The 16388-nt window shown below is 68.9% G+C and carries 9 protein-coding genes and 1 pseudogene; 4 read left to right on the top strand and 6 right to left on the bottom strand.

Annotated features, from left to right (window positions below; translation table 11 throughout):
- Positions 1 to 1097: 1097 nt before the first annotated feature.
- Complete coding sequence (locus ACFYXB_RS33425; RefSeq protein WP_389588741.1) at positions 1098 to 1586, top strand: hypothetical protein; 489 nt, start codon at positions 1098 to 1100, stop codon at positions 1584 to 1586.
- A gap of 69 nt (positions 1587 to 1655) precedes the next feature.
- Here ACFYXB_RS33425 and speB read toward each other — a convergent pair whose 3' ends face one another.
- Both speB and ACFYXB_RS33415 read right to left on the bottom strand, forming a co-directional pair.
- Positions 1656 to 2627: an agmatinase gene (gene speB, locus ACFYXB_RS33420; RefSeq protein ID WP_389588738.1), complete on the bottom strand. Its 972-nt coding sequence runs from the start codon at positions 2625 to 2627 to the stop codon at positions 1656 to 1658.
- Between the two features lie 12 nt (positions 2628 to 2639).
- Entirely contained in the window at positions 2640 to 4004 is a 1365-nt protein-coding gene (locus ACFYXB_RS33415) for an MFS transporter (protein WP_389588735.1), read from the bottom strand.
- 166 nt (positions 4005 to 4170) lie between these two features.
- On the opposite strand from ACFYXB_RS33415, the gene ACFYXB_RS33410 reads away from it, so the two are divergent.
- The 3 genes from ACFYXB_RS33410 (at position 4171) to codA (ending at position 9870) form a co-directional block, all read left to right on the top strand.
- Positions 4171 to 5649 carry a PucR family transcriptional regulator gene (locus ACFYXB_RS33410; protein ID WP_389588733.1) on the top strand — a complete coding sequence of 493 codons (1479 nt, stop codon included), beginning with the start codon at positions 4171 to 4173 and terminating at the stop codon, positions 5647 to 5649.
- Positions 5650 to 6160: 511 nt separating this feature from the next.
- Positions 6161 to 7594, top strand: a complete 1434-nt coding sequence (locus ACFYXB_RS33405) for a purine-cytosine permease family protein (protein WP_389588731.1) — start codon at positions 6161 to 6163, stop codon at positions 7592 to 7594.
- Positions 7594 to 9870, top strand: a complete 2277-nt coding sequence (gene codA, locus ACFYXB_RS33400; RefSeq protein WP_389588729.1) for a cytosine deaminase — start codon at positions 7594 to 7596, stop codon at positions 9868 to 9870. The genes ACFYXB_RS33405 and codA overlap by 1 nt, the downstream gene beginning before the upstream one ends.
- Positions 9871 to 9930: 60 nt before the next feature.
- On the opposite strand, the gene ACFYXB_RS33395 is transcribed toward codA, so the two are convergent.
- From ACFYXB_RS33395 to ACFYXB_RS33380, 4 genes and pseudogenes are all read right to left on the bottom strand, one after another.
- Positions 9931 to 10104, bottom strand: coding sequence for a hypothetical protein (locus ACFYXB_RS33395; protein ID WP_389588727.1), 174 nt, complete (start codon positions 10102 to 10104; stop codon positions 9931 to 9933).
- A 309-nt stretch (positions 10105 to 10413) separates the two neighbouring features.
- Positions 10414 to 14901: a caspase family protein gene (locus ACFYXB_RS33390; RefSeq protein WP_389588725.1), complete on the bottom strand. Its 4488-nt coding sequence runs from the start codon at positions 14899 to 14901 to the stop codon at positions 10414 to 10416.
- Positions 14888 to 15286 (bottom strand): hypothetical protein, encoded by a 399-nt coding sequence (locus ACFYXB_RS33385; RefSeq protein ID WP_389588723.1) that lies wholly within the window; start codon positions 15284 to 15286, stop codon positions 14888 to 14890. Before ACFYXB_RS33385 ends, ACFYXB_RS33390 begins: the two co-directional genes overlap by 14 nt.
- Before the next feature lie 813 nt (positions 15287 to 16099).
- A pseudogene (locus ACFYXB_RS33380) lies at positions 16100 to 16343 on the bottom strand (integrase core domain-containing protein); the annotation flags it as partial.
- Positions 16344 to 16388 lie beyond the last annotated feature (45 nt).

Raw genomic sequence — 16388 nt, 5'->3', positions numbered from 1 at the left:
TCTCGCAAGGACGCATTGTGTGCCGTCCGCGGCCACCGGAGTTTCGTCGCCGCACGCCTGCGAGATGTCCAACCGGCCATGAGGGTTGACCAGGTCGGCGATGGCCTCGTTCAGCAACACGGTGGAGAAGTGTCGGTTCTCCACCTACGGCAGCTCGTGCCCGCTCACCCCAGAGATGTGGCGAGCGGCCCCGTACGGGCCCACGTATCGGCCGAACGGAGGTGAGCTTCGGGTCGTTGCCAATGTGGTTCTGGATCGCACATTCAGTAATCACCGACAGAGCGTCCGTCTCTATTCGGGGCCGACGGTTCGCTCCTGCGATGGCAGCGACGGCATCCGCCGGCCCCTCCCCCATCAACGCCCGCTCGAAGGGACAGCGATCATGCACGACCACCAAGACCACGGCGACGATCTGCTCCGGGCCGACGACTATCTGGCCGGCGACACAGACCGCGATCAACTCCGGCTCACCGCAGGTGAATTGGGATTAGCCACCAAGATCGCGCAGCGTCAGGCGATCGGCCAGCGGCAGGCCGAGTGTGGGGGCTTGCGGCCACATCCCGACAAGACCCGACACCGTTCCACCGCGCTCGCACAGCAAGCTAAGGCCGGCGCCACAGGGTGCTCACATGGGCGATGGACACACTTGCGTGGAATGCCTGAGTAAATGGAGCGCCATCATGAATGATCAGGACTCGACAAGCCCGCGCAAGGCCCTTTCCGCTCGCCCCGTTCTGGCGGCGACGTCAGGGCCGTCGGCTGCCGCGAGTTCGGCCGCCGGCGATGTGCCGCCTTCGCAGCCAGAGACATACCCGGACCAGTCGGCCTCCGTGACCGCTGCCCGCCGGGCACGCCCGTCAAAGGTCCGAAGTTCTCGGGCGCACAAGAAGAGGGCATCGATCGCGGCCGCGGCGCTGCTGTGTGCGGTGCTCGGGCTCGCCGGCTGCTCCTCCACGGCGACAGCCACGTCCCCCTCCGCGACAGCGGGGCAGAGCGCGCCCCCCAGCGGCTTCCCCGGCCGTTCCGGAGCCGCCGGCGGCGGATCCAACGCGCGATCCGGCCCGGCCGCAGGCGGATCCACTGGCACAGTCACCAGCGTGTCCACGTCGGGCTTCACACTGTCGACCTCGGCGGGTCAGAAGGTGACCATCAACGAGTCGTCCTCCACGACGTTCCAGAAGGGGACGGGCTCGGCCTCGGCGAGTGACGTGACAACGGGCGTACCGGTGCTCGTACTTGGCACGGTCAACGGAACGACCATCACGGCCACGCAGGTCGTGGTGCAACCGGCCGGCGGTGCCACGAGTTCCACCGCGGCAGAGGTGGTCCCCTTCGAGCGTGGTACGCCGAGCAAGGCGAAGCAGATCGGCCAGGTCCCGGCGAACTACACCGAGGGCTCGGGGACGATCGTCAGCGGAGCGACGGCGAACAAGGCGACGGAAGCCGCGCTGGCCGCCTACCCCGGAGGCGTCGTCGACCGTGTGGTGCGGTTGAGCAGCGGCGAGTACGAGGTCCACTACATCGGCGTCAACTGGCCCCACCACATCTTCGTCAACAAGGACTTCAAGGTCGTCGGCGCCAACTGACGGTCCGCTCGTACGCATTGGGCGGGAACCGGCTCGCCGCCATGCGAGCCGGCCCGCCCTCGCCATCGTTCAGCCGCTTTTGTGGTTCTTCGTCATGAGAGTGACGAGGTCAAAGGCCACGGTCGCGGCCGCGACGCAGGTGATCTCCGCGTGGTCGTAGGCCGGGGCGACTTCGACCACGTCAGCGCCGATGATGTTCAGTCCGTCGAGGCTGCGGAGGAGGCGTAGCAGTTCGCGGCTGTTCAGGCCGCCCATTTCCGGTGTTCCGGTGCCTGGTGCGAACGCGGGGTCGAGGACGTCGATGTCGACGGAGATGTAGACCGGTGTCTCGCCCACGCGCCGGCGTACGGCGTCGACCGCTCCGTCGATGCCGATCACGTCGAGGTCCCCCGCGCGGATCGCCCGGAAGCCGAACGCCTTGTCGTTCACCAGGTCCATCCGGTCGTAGATGGGCCCCCGGATGCCGAGGTGGATGGACTTCTCCTCGGCGAGCAGTCCTTCCTCGAAGGCCCGGCGGAAGACCGTCCCATGCGTGATGGGAGCGTTGAAGTAGGTGTCCCAGGTGTCCAGGTGCGCGTCGAAGTGGACCAGCGCGACCGGGCCGTGCTGGGCCTTGGCCGCGCGCAGCAGGGGCAGTGCGATGGTGTGGTCACCGCCGATGCTCAGCAACCGCCGGCCGGACTGCCCCGCGACGTCGCGCGCGTAGGCCTCGATCTGAGTGACGGCTTCATCGATGCTGAACGGTGTACAGGGAACATCCCCCGCGTCGACGACCTGGACCGCCTCCAGCGGCGCGGTGTCGAGGTCGACATGGAATTTCGGGCGCAGGTGCCGTGATGCCTGGCGTACGCCCATGGGGCCGAAGCGGGCGCCGGGCCGGTAGGAGGTGCCTCCGTCGAAGGGTACGCCGATGATGGCGATGTCGTAGTCGCCGACCGAGCCGATGTCGGGGATGCGGGCGAAGGTGCCCAGGCCGGCGAAGCGCGGGACCTCGGTGCCGTTCAGGGCGCCGATCGGCGCGGGCCGGTTGTCGTCGTGCATCAAGCTCTCCAGTCAGTGCGTGGCGGTGGCGGTGGAGGACGGGGCGGCGTCGCCGGCCGGGCTCTCCGGGTACGCGGCCGTCTCGCCGAGCGAGCGGCCCTTCGTCTCGGCGGCCCAGGCCAGCGTGGCCAGCAATCCGGCCACCGAGACGACCGCGCCCACGAGCAGGGCCAGGCTCTGGCCCTTGGCCAGGGCGAACGGCATCAGATAGGTGCCGGCCGCCGCCCCGATACGCGACGTGGCGGTCCCCACGCCGACGGCAGTGCCGCGGATCTCGGTGGGGAACAGCTCGTTGGGATAGACGACCTCCAGGAAGCTGGAGCCGCCGGAGGCGAGCGCGAAGACGCAGACCGCGAGGAAGGACACCCAGTTCGGCAGTCCCGGGACCAGGCCGGGAATGGCCAGGGCGACGGCGATGACGGCGAAGGACCACAGCAGCAGCGTCCGGCGGCCCAGCCGCTCCACCAGCCACAGCCCGGGAACGCCGCCGATGACGAACAGCACGGCGAGGAAGATCTCGGCGGTGTTGCCGGTGATGCCCATGCCCGCCAGCAGGTCGGGGGCGAAGGAGTAGAGCGCGAACAGCGGAATGACCTGGGCCGTCCAGAAGATGCCCACGAACAGGGTGCGCTTGAGATACGGCGTGCGGAACACCGTGGCGAAGCCCGCCTCGGGGAGTGCCGGTTCCGGCGTCAGGTCCGCCACCCCGTACTGGGAGCCGAAGACCTTCTTGATCGACCTGTCCGCCTGCTCCACGCGCCCCTTGCTCAGCAGCCAGCGTGGCGACTCCGGAGTCCCGAGGCGCAGGAAGAGCGTCACCACGGCGAACAGGGCCGGGCTGGCGAGCATGAACCGCCAGGCGTTCCCGCCGAGCCCCTCCAGGCTCGCGCCCACGACGTACGCCGCGGCGGCACCCAGCGCCCAGACCACGAACGTGGCCCCGAGCATCCGGCCCCGGTGACGCCGTGGGAGATACTCCGTCAGCATGGACGTGGCGATCGGGTAGTCCGCACCGATCGCCGCACCGAGCAGGAAGCGCAGGAGGACGAGCTGCCACACCTCGCTCGCGAAGGCGGACAGGACGGAGAACAGGGCAAGCGCCGCGAGATCGGCGATGTACATGACGTGCCGGCCGATCCTGTCGGTGACGTAACCGAAGACCGCTCCGCCGAAGAAGATGCCGACCAGGCTGGCAGCCGCGACCAGGCCCTCGTCGCCGGCGGTCATGCCGAGGGCCGGGCTGAGCGTCGTGAAGGCGACACCGATGATCGCGAGCGCGTAGCCGTCGATGAAGGGCCCGCCCGAGGAATAGGCGGTCAGTTTCTTGTGGAAGCGCGTCAGGGGCGCGTCGTCGATGAGGTGCGATGAGGCAGTCATGGAAGATTCCTAGGCTGTCGATGGCGCCGTGCGGAGGTGCCCGCTGCCGGTCTACGCCTGTGCCGGCCGCGCGCTCCAGACACCTGGCGCTCAAAGTTCCCGCCTCGGTTTGTCCATTCGCACAACGCCGGTATGCAGATGCTCACAGCCGTCGTACGGTGGCGGCATGCCGATCACCGTGGGCGAGCTGCTGGAGATGACGCACCTGCGTCTGAGCCTGCACTCCGGGGCCGGCGCGCTGGACCGGCCCATCTCGTGGACGCACACCACCGACCTGCCCGAGCCCTGGCGCTGGGTGGCCGGCGGCGAGCTCTTGATGACCAACGGCATGCCGATTCCCCGCAGTGCCGCCGGTCAGGAAGAGCTCATCCGGCAGCTGGCGGCGCACGGCGCCGCGGCCCTGGCCATCGGCGAGCAGATGTACGCCCCGCCGCTGACCAAACGGCTTGCGCGGACGAGCGAAGAACTCGGTCTCCCGGTGCTGTGGATCTCGTACCCGATGCCGTTCGTCGCGATCTCCCGCGCGGTCGCCGAGGCCACCTTGCTGGAACAGTCCCAGCGGCTGATCCGGACGGAACGGATCTACCACGCCCTGCAGCTGATCTCCGCGCACAGCTCCGGGCTCAGCACGCTCACCCGCGCCCTGTCCCGCGAACTCGGCTGCACGGTGCGCGTGTGCGACCGGGCCACCGGCGACGACTGGTACCCCGACGTCACCCCGCTCCCCGCCAAGATCCGCACCGCCGTGACCGCGAGGGACGGACAGCTGCACGCGGGCGTCATTGCGGTCCATCTCGGCAGGGACCGCCGCGTACTCCTGGTCGACGTGCCCACGCATCCGGACGCGGTCCTCGTCGCACTGCCCGAGCCGGCCGAGCAGCTGGACGCGCTCCTGCTGCAGCACGCCGCCACCGTTTGTGCCCTCGCGCTGTCCCAGGCCCGTTTGACGATCGAGCACGACCGCAGGAGAGGCTCAGAACTCCTGTTCCAGATCCTCGACGCACAGCTGGCACCGGCCGCGGCCCAGCGCCAGCTCCAGGACTTCGGCCTGGAACTACCCCAAGCGGTATGTGTAGCGGCACGCAACGACGCCCAGCCCGACCTGCTCGCCTCCGCGTATCTCACACTGTGGCGCTCCTCCATCCGCCACGTCACCGTGCACCGTGGCGACGCGGCCCTCACCGTCCTGCCCGACCATGCCGCCGTGGAGGTGCTCGTTCGGGCTCTGGGAGAGGGCGGCCGGGCAGGCATGAGCGAGCCGATCGTCCGCCCCGACCGCGTCATCGACGCCGCGCGGGAGGCCACCTGGGCACTCGACCAGGCAACGGAGCAGGGTGTTCCACTGCTGGGGTACGGCGACACCAATCCGCTGCTCGGCCCCCGCAGTCCCGCCGAGGCGCGGGCACTCGTCGATCGCGTCCTGCGCCCGGTCCTCGAACTGCCGGCCGAGCAGGCCGGCGAGCTCCTCACCACGCTGCGGGGATTCCTCGACAACGGCAGGTCCTGGCAGCGAACCGCCGAGGCCCTGCACGTCCACCGGCAGACCGTGAGGTACCGCGTCCGGCGTGTCGAGCAGCTCACCGGGAAGCAGGTCGCCGACACCGGTGATCTGGCCACGCTGTGGCTGGCGCTGAAGGCCCTGTGAGGACGTGCCTCACGGCCGAGGGTGGCAGTACTCAAGCACCCCCGGCTTCTTCTTCGCCGCCCACCGAGACCACGTGTAACTGCAACGCGACCGACGCGTCACATGGAAGAAACATCGGGTAAATAATTTCGGTCAGGCGACAGGCTGGCGCGACCGACGCGTGAGACTCCAACGGACATACCACCTCATGTCTTCTCGTCGTCTGATCTTGTCCGTCAAGAGGGTTCCGCGCCCCGGCTTGACAAGGTGGTCGGTCAGGAGCAAGCACCGCTCAACACGTCTGCCCGGCTCAAGTGCCGTCGGCGTCGATCCGGCCGGAACCGTTGAACCGATCCGTCGGCGGAAGCGGACCCTGGTTGAGCGGGGCCGCCGGCTCATCCCCTCACCCGGTCGCGTGTCGGCTCGCACCACACTCGCACCACAAAAGGAAACGCATGACAGGCCCCCATGGCAGGCCTGGGACGGCGGGCCTTCGAAACATGCCCCCAGCACTCATTCAGGCCGAGGACACATGAACACACCAATCGGGACCGCCTCTCCGCAGGCGGTCGACGCTGCAGAGTCCGTCGAGCACCAGTTGCTCCCCGTGCCGGACGAGGCGCGGACCTCGACGGTCGCCCATCAGTTCTGGATCTGGGCAGGTGCCAATCTGGCCCCGATCAACTGGGTGCTGGGCGCCCTCGGTATCGGGCTGGGCCTGAGCCTCGCGGACACGATCCTGGTCCTTGTCCTGGGCAACGCCATCGGCATGGCCGTCTTCGGGTTCTTCGTGCTCATGGGGCAGCGGACAGGTGTGAGCCAGATGGTGCTCTCCCGTGCCGCGTTCGGCCGGCGGGGGGCGTACCTGCCGGCGGCGATCCAGGGTCTGATCGCCGTCGGATGGTGTGCGATCAACACCTGGATCATCCTCGATCTGGTGGTCGCGCTCTGCGCCAAGCTGGGCTTCTCCGGCGGGACCGGACTGAAGATCGTCGTGGCTTTGGTGGTGATGGCGGCGCAGGTCGTCATCGCGGCGTTCGGGTTCCGGATGATCGCCGCGTTCGAGCGCTGGACGGTGCCGGTCACCCTGGTCGTCGTCCTTGCCATGTCCGTGATCGCCTGGACCAAGACCGGCGTGCACTGGAACTGGGCCGGTTCGCACCTCACGGGCAGCGCACGACTGTCGGCGATGAGCACCGTGATGACGGCTATCGGTGTGGGCTGGGGCGTCACCTGGTTCGCCTACGCCTCGGACTACTCCCGCTTCGTCCCGCGTACGACATCGTCCAAAAAGCTGTTCTGGGCGTCCGTGCTGGGCCAGTTCATCCCGGTCGTATGGCTCGGCGTGCTGGGTGCGACCCTGGCCACGGTGAGCCAGAAGACCGACCCCGGGGAACTGGTGGTGGGCGCCTTCGGCGCGCTCGCCGTGCCGCTGATCCTGCTGGTCCTCCACGGACCGGTGGCGACCAACATCCTCAACATGTACTCCTGCGGCCTGTGTGCCCAGACCCTGGACTGGAAGGTCGACCGCCGCAAGCTCACCTACGGGGTGGGTGTGCTGGCCGCGGTCTTCACGGTGTTCCTGATCTACCAGCAGAACTTCGCGAACACCCTGGACGCCTGGCTGGCGGGGATGGTCACCTGGGTGGCACCCTGGGCAGCGGTCATGCTCATCCACTACTGGGGGTTCGCCCGGGGCCGCATCGACGTGGACGCTCTCTTCGAGGCGCCCGGTAGCGGCCGCATCCCGGACGTGCGCTGGCCGGCCGTGGTCGCCTTCGCGGCGGGTCTCGTCGCGACATGGATCTTCTCGTACGGCGTGCCGGCGGTGCTGCAGGGTCCCGGCGCGCGGGCGCTGGGCGGGGTCGACCTGTCGTGGCTGGCCGGTGCGGTCGCCGCGGGTGCTGTCTACTACGCTCTGGGCGCGCGGTCGGTGAGGGCGCTCCCCGAAGCGGGGGTTGCCTGATGGATCTCCTCGTACGCAACGGCCGGCTCCCAGGGCGGCCCGATCCGGTCGACCTCCTGGTGACCGGCGGCAGGATCGCCGCCGTCGACAGGGCCGGCCGAATTCCGGCGCCGCAAGGGGCCAGGGTGCTGGACGCCTCGGGAGGTCTGATCAGCCCGCCCTACGTCGAACCCCATGTCCACCTCGACGCCGTGCTGACGGCGGGCGAGCCCCGCTGGAACGAGAGCGGCACGCTCTGGGAGGGCATCGCGTGCTGGACCGAGCGGAAGCCGATGCTCAGCCGCGACGACGTGGTCGGTCGGGTGCTGCAGGTGCTGCGGTGGTACGTCGCCAACGGCGTTCTCCACGTACGCAGCCACGTGGACGTCACCGATCCCTCGATGGTGGCACTGCGGGCGCTGGTGGAGGTCCGCGAGATGGTCCGCGACGTGGTCGACCTGCAGATCGTCGCCTTCCCCCAGGAGGGCATCTGCTCCTTCCCGGACGGGGCGGAGCTGCTGGCGGAGGCGGTGCGGCTCGGTGCGGACGTGGTGGGGGCCATCCCGCACTACGAGGACACCCGTGAGGACGGCGTCCGTTCGCTGGAGATCGCCGTCGGCCTGGCCGCCGAGCACGGGCTGCGGGTGGATGTGCACTGCGACGAGATCGATGACGAGCAGTCGCGCTTCGTGGAGGTGCTGGCGACGCAGGCGCTGCGCACGGGCCTGCGGGAGCGGGTCACCGCCAGCCACACCACCGCCATGGGGTCCTACAACGCCGCCTACGCCTACAAGCTGCAAAGGCTGCTGCTGCGCTCCGGCGTGCACCTGGTCTGCAATCCGCTGATCAATCTGCACCTGCAGGGCCGCTTCGACGCCTACCCCAAGCGCCGCGGCCTCACGCGGGTGAAGGAGATGCTGGCCGCGGGCGTGAATGTGGCGTTCGGCAGCGACGACATCATGGATCCGTGGTTCCCGCTGGGGACGGGCAACCCGGTTCAGGTCGCCTTGGTGGGTGCCCTGGCCACGCAGCTCACGTCTCCTGCCGAGATCACCGAATGCCACCGGATGATCACTGACCGGGCGGCGGACGTGCTGGGCCTGGGCGAGGGCTATGGACTGGCGGTGGGCCGGCCCGCCTCCTTCCTGGTGCTGCCCGCCGCGGACGGCATCGATGTGCTGCGCCGCCAGGTGCGGCCTCGTTATGTCATCGCCAAGGGGCGTGTGGTGGCGGAGGGTCCGGTGGCGGACACCGTGCTGTTCTGGCCCGGCGAGGAGCCGAGGGCCGTGGACTTCGTGCGGGACGCCGACCGGGTGGCCGCGCCGGCGCCCGTCGTACCTCAGGAGGAGAACCCGGCCACGGCGGCCGCCTCCGTCCGCGTGGAGCCTCGTGTCCCTGAACCGCGGAGTGCCGATGTCACCCGCCCTGCGGACCGGATTACTTGGCCCGATGGGCGACCGGGGGCCGCGGTTCTCGGATTCGACCTGGACGCGGAGGCCGTCGCGCTCACCGCCGACCCGTCCAACGCCGGTCGCCTGTCGGTGATGGCGCACCAGGCGTACGGCCCCCTCACGGGCGTGCCCGGGATCCTGCGGCTGCTGGAGCGGCAGGAGATGCGGGCGACGTTCTTCGTGCCCGGCTACACCGCGGAGCGTTATCCCGATCTGGTGCGCCGGATCGCTGACGCGGGTCATGAGATCGCGCACCACGGATACCTGCATGAGGCCGTGCGAGGGATGTCGCCTGCGCAGGAGGCGGCGATGCTGGATCGCGGGCTGGAGGCGCTGGAGAAAGTCACGGGGGTCCGGCCGGCGGGCTACCGGGCGCCGATGTGGGAGACCACCTACGCCACCCCGGGACTGCTCCTGGACCGCGGTTTCGCGTACGACAGCAGCCTGATGGACAGTGACGTGCCGTACGTTCTGGCGGAGCACGACCGCCCCGGTGCCCGTTCGCTGGTGGAGATTCCGGTGCACTGGGCCTTGGACGACTGGGAGCAGTACGCCTATGTTCCCGAGGTGTTCGGGTCCGGGCTGATCGAGAGCCCCGCCAAGGTGCTGGAGATGTGGTCGCTGGAATTGCGGGCGATGGCCGAGGAGGGCGGCTGCTTCTCGCTGACCAATCACTGTTTCCTGTCCCGGCCCGCCCGGCTGCGCGCTCTGGAGCAGCTCATCGAGCTGATGAAATCGCTCGGCGTGTGGACCGCCACGGCGGGGGAGGTGGCGGGGTTTGTCGGGTCCCTCGGCCTCGCACCGCGCTCCTTCCCCCCGCCGCAGCTTGGTGACGCAACCGGCTGAGGTCCCCGAGTTCATCAGTTGATGGGCACATGAGCGGGTCCGGGACGGTGTCGTGGCAGGTCACCGCGGTGCGGCCGGTTGGAGGGCCGCGAAAGTGTGGTGTGATCCATTCGGGGTGGTGTGGTGTTCGGCCAGGACCGTCAGGTCACCGGACCACATCCGTTGCTCCGCGTACTCGGAGTCGGCGTAGGCGGGCTCGAAGTCATCGAGGTGGAAGTCGAGTTCGACGGTCACTGGACGGCTCCTGTCCGCTCGGGTGCGGGAGTGGCCAGCACTGCGGGTGCCGATAAATCATCCGCACAGGTCAGCGCACTGACGGACAGTTCAACCGGGCGCTACACCGAGGTTAAATTGAACGCGTTCAAGCACGCAGCCGTTACGTGTTGAACATGTTCAGATCCCATCCGCTCAGCGGAAAGTCATAAGGCCGCTGACCTGCGCGGACGTAATTATCGACACCCACAAGTTCGGCGGCCGTGATCAGCAGGTTGACAGCCCACAGTCCCTTTGGTCGGTGGCTCATCAGAGAGGGACCGGCAACCGTCAGCAGGTGCGCTGGTACTTCAGACCGGGGACGTAGCGGGCCCATTGCTCGGCGTTCAGCCCCTGAGCGGCCCGGGTGCAGGCGAGGTCGAGGGCGTGGGTGCGCGCATCGTTGAGCTCCGCAAGGCTGTTCAGGTTGACGGTGCCGTCCGCGGAGGCGGTCAGCAGCGTCCTGTCGTCGGCGCTGATCGCCACGGACGTGACCGCGTCGGTGTGGTGGCTGCCGACCACGCCGAGGTCGTAGGGGTGGACCGGGTCCGTGACGTCCCAGAGGATCGCTGTCTGGTCGGCGCTGCCGGACACCAGGGTGTGGCCGTCAGGGCCGAAGGCCAGTCCGAGGACCCAGCTGCTGTGTTCGACGAGCGGCGGGCCAAGATGGTGTGCCTTGGCCGGGTCGGTGGTGTCCCAGAGGATGATGCTGGAGTCCAGGCTGCCGGTTGCCAGTGTGTGACCGTCGGGACTGAAGGCCACGGAGGAGACCCAGTTGGTGTGGCCGGCGAGTGGCTTGCCCAGCTGGTGCGGCCGGGTCAAGTCGTCGATGTTCCACAGTCTGGCCGTGCCGTCCCAGCTCCCGGTGGCCAAGGTGTGTCCGTCGGGGCTGAATGCGACCGCGTCTACACCTGCGCGGTGGCCCGTGAGCGGCCGGCCGATCTGCCGGGGACGGGACGGGTCTGATGTGTCCCAGAGCGTGATCGCGGCATCCCCGCCCACGGTGGCGAGGGTATGCCCCGCGGGGCTGAAGGCCAGCCCGTCGACTCCGCCGTTGTTGGCGGTGAACTGTTTGATCTTCCGGAGATGGTGTAGGTCGCTGGTGTCCCAGAGGATCACGGTGTGGTCCAGACTGCTGCTGGCCAGAATGCGTCCGTCGTGGCTGAACGCCATCCCGAACACCCTGTTTGCATGGCGCGCGGTCTTGGGTGTGATCCCTCTGGGATGCTTCGGATCGGTCAGGTCCCAAAGGGTCACCTTGCCGTCCCCTCCGCCGGTGGCCGCCGCACGGCCGTCCGGGCGAAGTGCCATGGCCTGCACACCACCGGCGTTGCCTCCGAGGCGGGCGGAGAGAGGAACGCGCCCGTTGTCGGTCTTGCCCTCCCACAAGATCACCGTGTTGTCGGCGCTCCCGGTGGCGAGCAGGTCGGCATGCGGGGCGAACGCCACTGCGCCGGTCCAGTTCGACGCCCCGACGATGGTGCTACCGGTCTTGCGGGGGTTGACTGGATCCGAGGTGTCCCACACGGTCGAGTAATGGTCGGCCAGTGCAACGTCGACTTGGTGCGGGAATACTTCCAGTGCCTTCACCGGGGCATCTCCGGCAGAGATTTGGCTCACCCAGCTGGGGTGGCTCGGATCACTGGCGTTCCAGAGGTCGGCCTTTCCATCTCCGCCGCCGGTGACGAGCGTACGACCATCCGGGGTGAAGCCGAGCGCGGTCACCCCTCCCGAGTGACTGATCGGGCTCTTCAAGCGGCGGGGGTGAGCGCGATCGGTTACGTCCCACAGAACCGCGGTGCCGTTGGCGCTGCCGGTCACGAGCACGTGCCCATCGGCCCTGAATGCCATGGACGACACGTCCGCTTTCTGATGTGTCAGGGGCGGTCCGAGCGGGTGGGCGTGTTCGGGGTCGCTGGTGTCCCAGAACCAGACTTTGCCGTCCGCAGCACCCGCCGCCAGCGTGCGTCCGTCCGGCGCGAAGCCCACCGTGTGGACGTTGGCCGGGCCAGTCAACGGCTCACTCAGACGACGCGGTTGTCCGGGGGAACTCACGTCCCACATCTGTACGGTCTTCCCGGCCCTGTCGGAGCCGCCAGCCGCGAGGATATGCCCATCGGGGCTGAACGCCACTGTGAACACCCCGTAGCTGGGGCCCGGCAGCGGCCGACCGAGTATCCGGGCGTGCTGGGGGGCTCTGGTGTCCCACAAGATGACGGTGCCGTCCTGGCTTGCGGTGGCCAGCGTCCGCCCGCCGGGCGCGAACGCGGCACCGACCACCGCGGCGGTGTGTCCCGACAAGGTGCTGGCATAGGGCGTGAACAGGCTGCTGAGGAGGTTCGCGGTTGTCGCGGGACTGTGGTCCAGCCGGTCGGCCGCGATACCTAGCTGCAGAGCCAGTCGCGGATCGTTGGCTCGGGCGGAGTCCGCGTCGCGCACCAACGCCTCGGCGACCGCGGAACGTTGTTGTCTCTGCGCGTCGCTGCGGCCCTTCACGGCGAAGCCGGTCGCCAGCAGCGACGCCACCAGCAAAAGGATCAGCGTGACGACCGTTCCCGTCCGCAAGCGGCGGCGTCGCCGGTCGGCTCGTACGCTGGCGGCGAAGAACTCGGCAGCTAGCCCGCCGAGTTGGCCGTCATGCCGGCCGATGTCGCCGAACTGGTCTCGGACCAGTTCCAGTTGGCTTCCGCGATAGAGACCACTCGGGTCGCGTCCGTCTCTCTCCCAGGACTCGGCTGCGTCCAGGAGCCTCTGCTGGACCAGCAGGCCGGCGCGGCTGGTGTCGATCCAGCCGCGCAGTCGGTCCCAGGCGCGCAGCAACGCCTCGTGGGCGATCTGGGCGCTGTCGCCGTCAAGGGTGATCAAACGCGCGCCGGCGAGCGCGTCGCGGGCGGCAGCGACGGCGACGGCTTCGTCCGGCGGGCGTTGGGCCAGCAGGTCGGTGAGATTGAGCCGTCGACGGGTGTCCTCGGTGCTCTCGCTGATCCGGACCATGCGGAGCAGCATCAGCTTGGCGGCTCGTTGGGCCTCCGGGGTCAGGCTGTCGTAGGTGAGATCGGCCTGCTGGGTGATCGCATCCCAGATCCCGCCGGTTGCGCCGTACCCAGCGAGGGTCAGGGTCAGGCCCTCGCGGCAGCCCCAGGTCAGCCAGAGCGCGTAGGCCAGCAGCGGGAGGGTGCCGCCGGCGAACTCGCGGTCGGCACGCAGGTCACGCAGCAGCGTGTCGGCCAGACCCGTTTCCAGCTCCAGCCCGGCCACTTCAGCGGGTTTCTCGATCGCCTCGCGGAGCTGCTCCGGCGTCATGGGCTCGACTGGGAACTGGCGGTGCTTGAGGACACCGACCAACTCCGGATACGCCAGACAGGATGCGTAGAAATCCGCTCGGATTCCGAGCACGACCAGGGCCGGTGCGCTGACGGCAGCCTCGTCGCTCGCCGCGGCTGAGCAGATCGCGCTGATGAAGCGCCGCCGTTCGCCCTCATCCTGGCAAGCGGTGAACACCTCCTCGAACTGGTCCACCACGACCAGCAGCCGGCCGCCCCGTACATCCTGGCCGCCGCTCTGCCGGTGCAACGCGCGACGAATCAGGTCGGCCGAGCGGGTCGGGTCTGCGCGCAGCTCGGCGGTCAGCTCGGCTTTCGAGTACCCGGTCGGTCCGGCCAGCTGGCCGGCCAGGCTGTCGAGCGGATGTTCGCCGGGAGTAAGGATGAACTGCGGCCAGGTACCGGCCCCGGGCAGAGGGAGGTCGCCGCGCTTGACGGCGGGCAGCAAGCCCGCGCGCAGCAGCGAGGACTTCCCGGCGCCGGACAGCCCCACCAGCGCGACCGGACCACCGTCCTGGGACCAATCGGCCAGCCTCGTGAGCAACTCGGCGGTGACCTGGGCTCGGCCGAAGAAGAACCTGGCGTCGTCGGCGGTGAACGGATCGAGGCCCGGATACGGGCAGACCTGTTCGTCGAGTTGCTCTGGCGGTGGATGGGTTGCCGGCGGCGTGTGCCGAGGTGCGGCGACCGGGTTGGCCGCCAGCACCAGGTCGCCGGCCCGGCCACTGAGGTGCCGCTCCGGTGCGGGCAGGTGCCGAAGCGGCAGGACACGGCGCAGATGCCGGTAGGCGCCCTCAATGGTGAGTCCCGGTGGGCCGCCCGGGTCACCCTCGCGCAGGAAGCGCAGCAGCTCTCCAGTGAACGCCGTGTACGGTTCGTCCGGCATCGCCAGCGCCTGTTCGTCCCGCGAGGCAGAAGCCAGCACGTAGCTGCCGCTGAGCGAGGCCAGCGCGAACGCATCGGTCGCGGCAGTACCGAAGGAGCCGTGTGCGCGCCCGGCGAAGCAACAGTCCAGCACGACGATGATGGAGCGCGCCCGGCAGTTGCTGAAGGCGTCGCGCACTGCCTGATACGGCAACGCCTTGAACGCCAGCCCCTCGGCCAGCTCGTCGGTCGAGGCCGTGGCCAGATAGAGCTCGTTGCCCGGGCTCACCAAGCCGTGGCCGACGTAGTAGAGCAGCAAGACGTCCTCGGCCTGCTTGGCGGCCGCGACGACGGCGTTGCCGAACTCGATCGGGTCTTTCGGATCGAGCAGCGGCGGGAGAAGGTTCTCTGGCCGCAGCCCGCAGTTGTCGACCAGGGTTCGACCAAGCTCCTGGATGGTGGCCGACACCGCGGGCACGTCCGGCAGTTGAGAACCGGGCAGGTGACGTCCGGTGCCGATGAGTAGGGCGCGGGATCCGGGCGAGCCGAGCCCGGTCGCCAAGGACGCGCCGGGCAGGTCAGCCCGCGTCACCGGTTTCCCGATCGCCGACGGGGTCGAGGGAACGGGACAGTTCAGCAGTGATCCGCTGTACCTCCGTCGCGTCCAGGCCGCTGACATTGGTGGCGCTGAACTCCGTCGATGTCCCGTCTGGCCGGATCATCCTGACTGAGACGTTGCCGGTACGCCGACGCAGCCAGGAGATCAGCACGCTCGCGGCAGCCGTCGCCACGCCCCCGGGGCCGAGCGCGACGGTCAGTGCCGCGACGACTGAGCCCAGCGCTCCCGGCTTCGGCGGAGGCAACTCCAGCCGCACCCGGCCGCGCAACTCCTCCTCGGCAACCAGCCAGTCACGCAGCGACCGAAGCTCGTCAGCAGACCGATCGCCGACGACCTCGACCACTAACCGCTCGTCCACTCAGGTCTCCCATCACTCCTGCCCACGTTCTTGGTCATCCTGGCAGAGGGGCTGGCTGCCAGAGGGGCGATTGGCGAGACTCGGCGCAGGCCTCGCTCCATCGAATCTCGTATGAATGCGACAACGATCCACCCGATCGGGCCGGACCGTCCTCGAAGCACGGCTCGTCGTTGAGGAGCAAGGGCATCCCCTCGGGGCCAACGGCTGATGCTCGGCATCCCAGACTCCCAGCCCGGGACGAGAAGAAACCCAGGGCACGAGCGCCGAGAGTAGAAACGCCACACGGCTCAGCGCAAAGCCCAAACCCCGTGCCACCAACCCAGTTGGAGCTCATCGCCACACGAAAACCAAGCAGAGACAAAGTGGCGCAGGCAGTGCAGATCAAACTCTCAGGCAGCCCCGCCGCCCGGCGCGCCGTCGCAAACGCCTCGTCGATGTCCCGCTCGGTAATCCACAGCGACGGTGGCCCGCGGGCGCGAACGCCGGGCGGATCTCGTCCACATACTGCTCCAGCACGCCCACCACCCAGTCCATCTCGGGCACCGTCAGCACCTTGCGGCGCCGCGACGGCCCTCCGCCAGATGCCTTCCCGAACCGCACCAGCACCGCCCCGAACCTGCCGACCCGGGCGGCCTTGGGGTTGTGCCGCCAGTCCGCAACATCCGGCCCCCGCGCCTCACCACAGCGCAGCCCGATGGCATAGACGCACTTCAAGAGCGCACCGTCTCGTATCGCCGCGAGCGAGCCCTTGCGGGGGCGAGCCCGGATCTCCTCCACCCGCGCATCGGCGGCTTGACCTGCGCGGACGCAATAATGTACGTATTCGTGGAGGATGCCGCCGAGTCGGTCACCTCGATGGACGTCGAGTCGGTCCGGTTCGGGGGGGCGGCCGCATGGGTGCCGCGCTGTGCAGGGTGCGGTGAAGCCGATGCTGGTGGTAGGTCGACTCGAACTCGCCGAGGGTCTGGAGCAGGTGGGCCTGGTTCCGGATCAAGGTGCGGTTGAGTAGTTCGTGTCGGCAGGTCTGCGCCCAGCGCTCCATGATTGAGTTCATGCGGCGCGCAGTCTCCAGATGCTCGGCGTCCACATCAAAGTCGCTGTC

The sequence above is a fragment of the Streptomyces sp. NPDC002619 genome (genome assembly GCF_042889305.1).
Classification (GTDB): Bacteria; Actinomycetota; Actinomycetes; order Streptomycetales; family Streptomycetaceae; genus Streptomyces.
Note: the sequence above shows the minus strand (reverse complement) of the source record. Positions and strands in the feature narration are given on the sequence as shown.

Bases quoted from the DNA above. Each gene is read 5' to 3' on its own strand.
- speB (WP_389588738.1), bottom strand. From the start codon at position 2,627: ATGCACGACGACAACCGGCCCGCGCCGATCGGCGCCCTGAACGGCACC.
- ACFYXB_RS33415 (WP_389588735.1), bottom strand. From the start codon at position 4,004: ATGACTGCCTCATCGCACCTCATCGACGACGCGCCCCTGACGCGCTTC.
- ACFYXB_RS33410 (WP_389588733.1), top strand. From the start codon at position 4,171: ATGCCGATCACCGTGGGCGAGCTGCTGGAGATGACGCACCTGCGTCTG.
- ACFYXB_RS33405 (WP_389588731.1), top strand. From the start codon at position 6,161: ATGAACACACCAATCGGGACCGCCTCTCCGCAGGCGGTCGACGCTGCA.
- codA (WP_389588729.1), top strand. From the start codon at position 7,594: ATGGATCTCCTCGTACGCAACGGCCGGCTCCCAGGGCGGCCCGATCCG.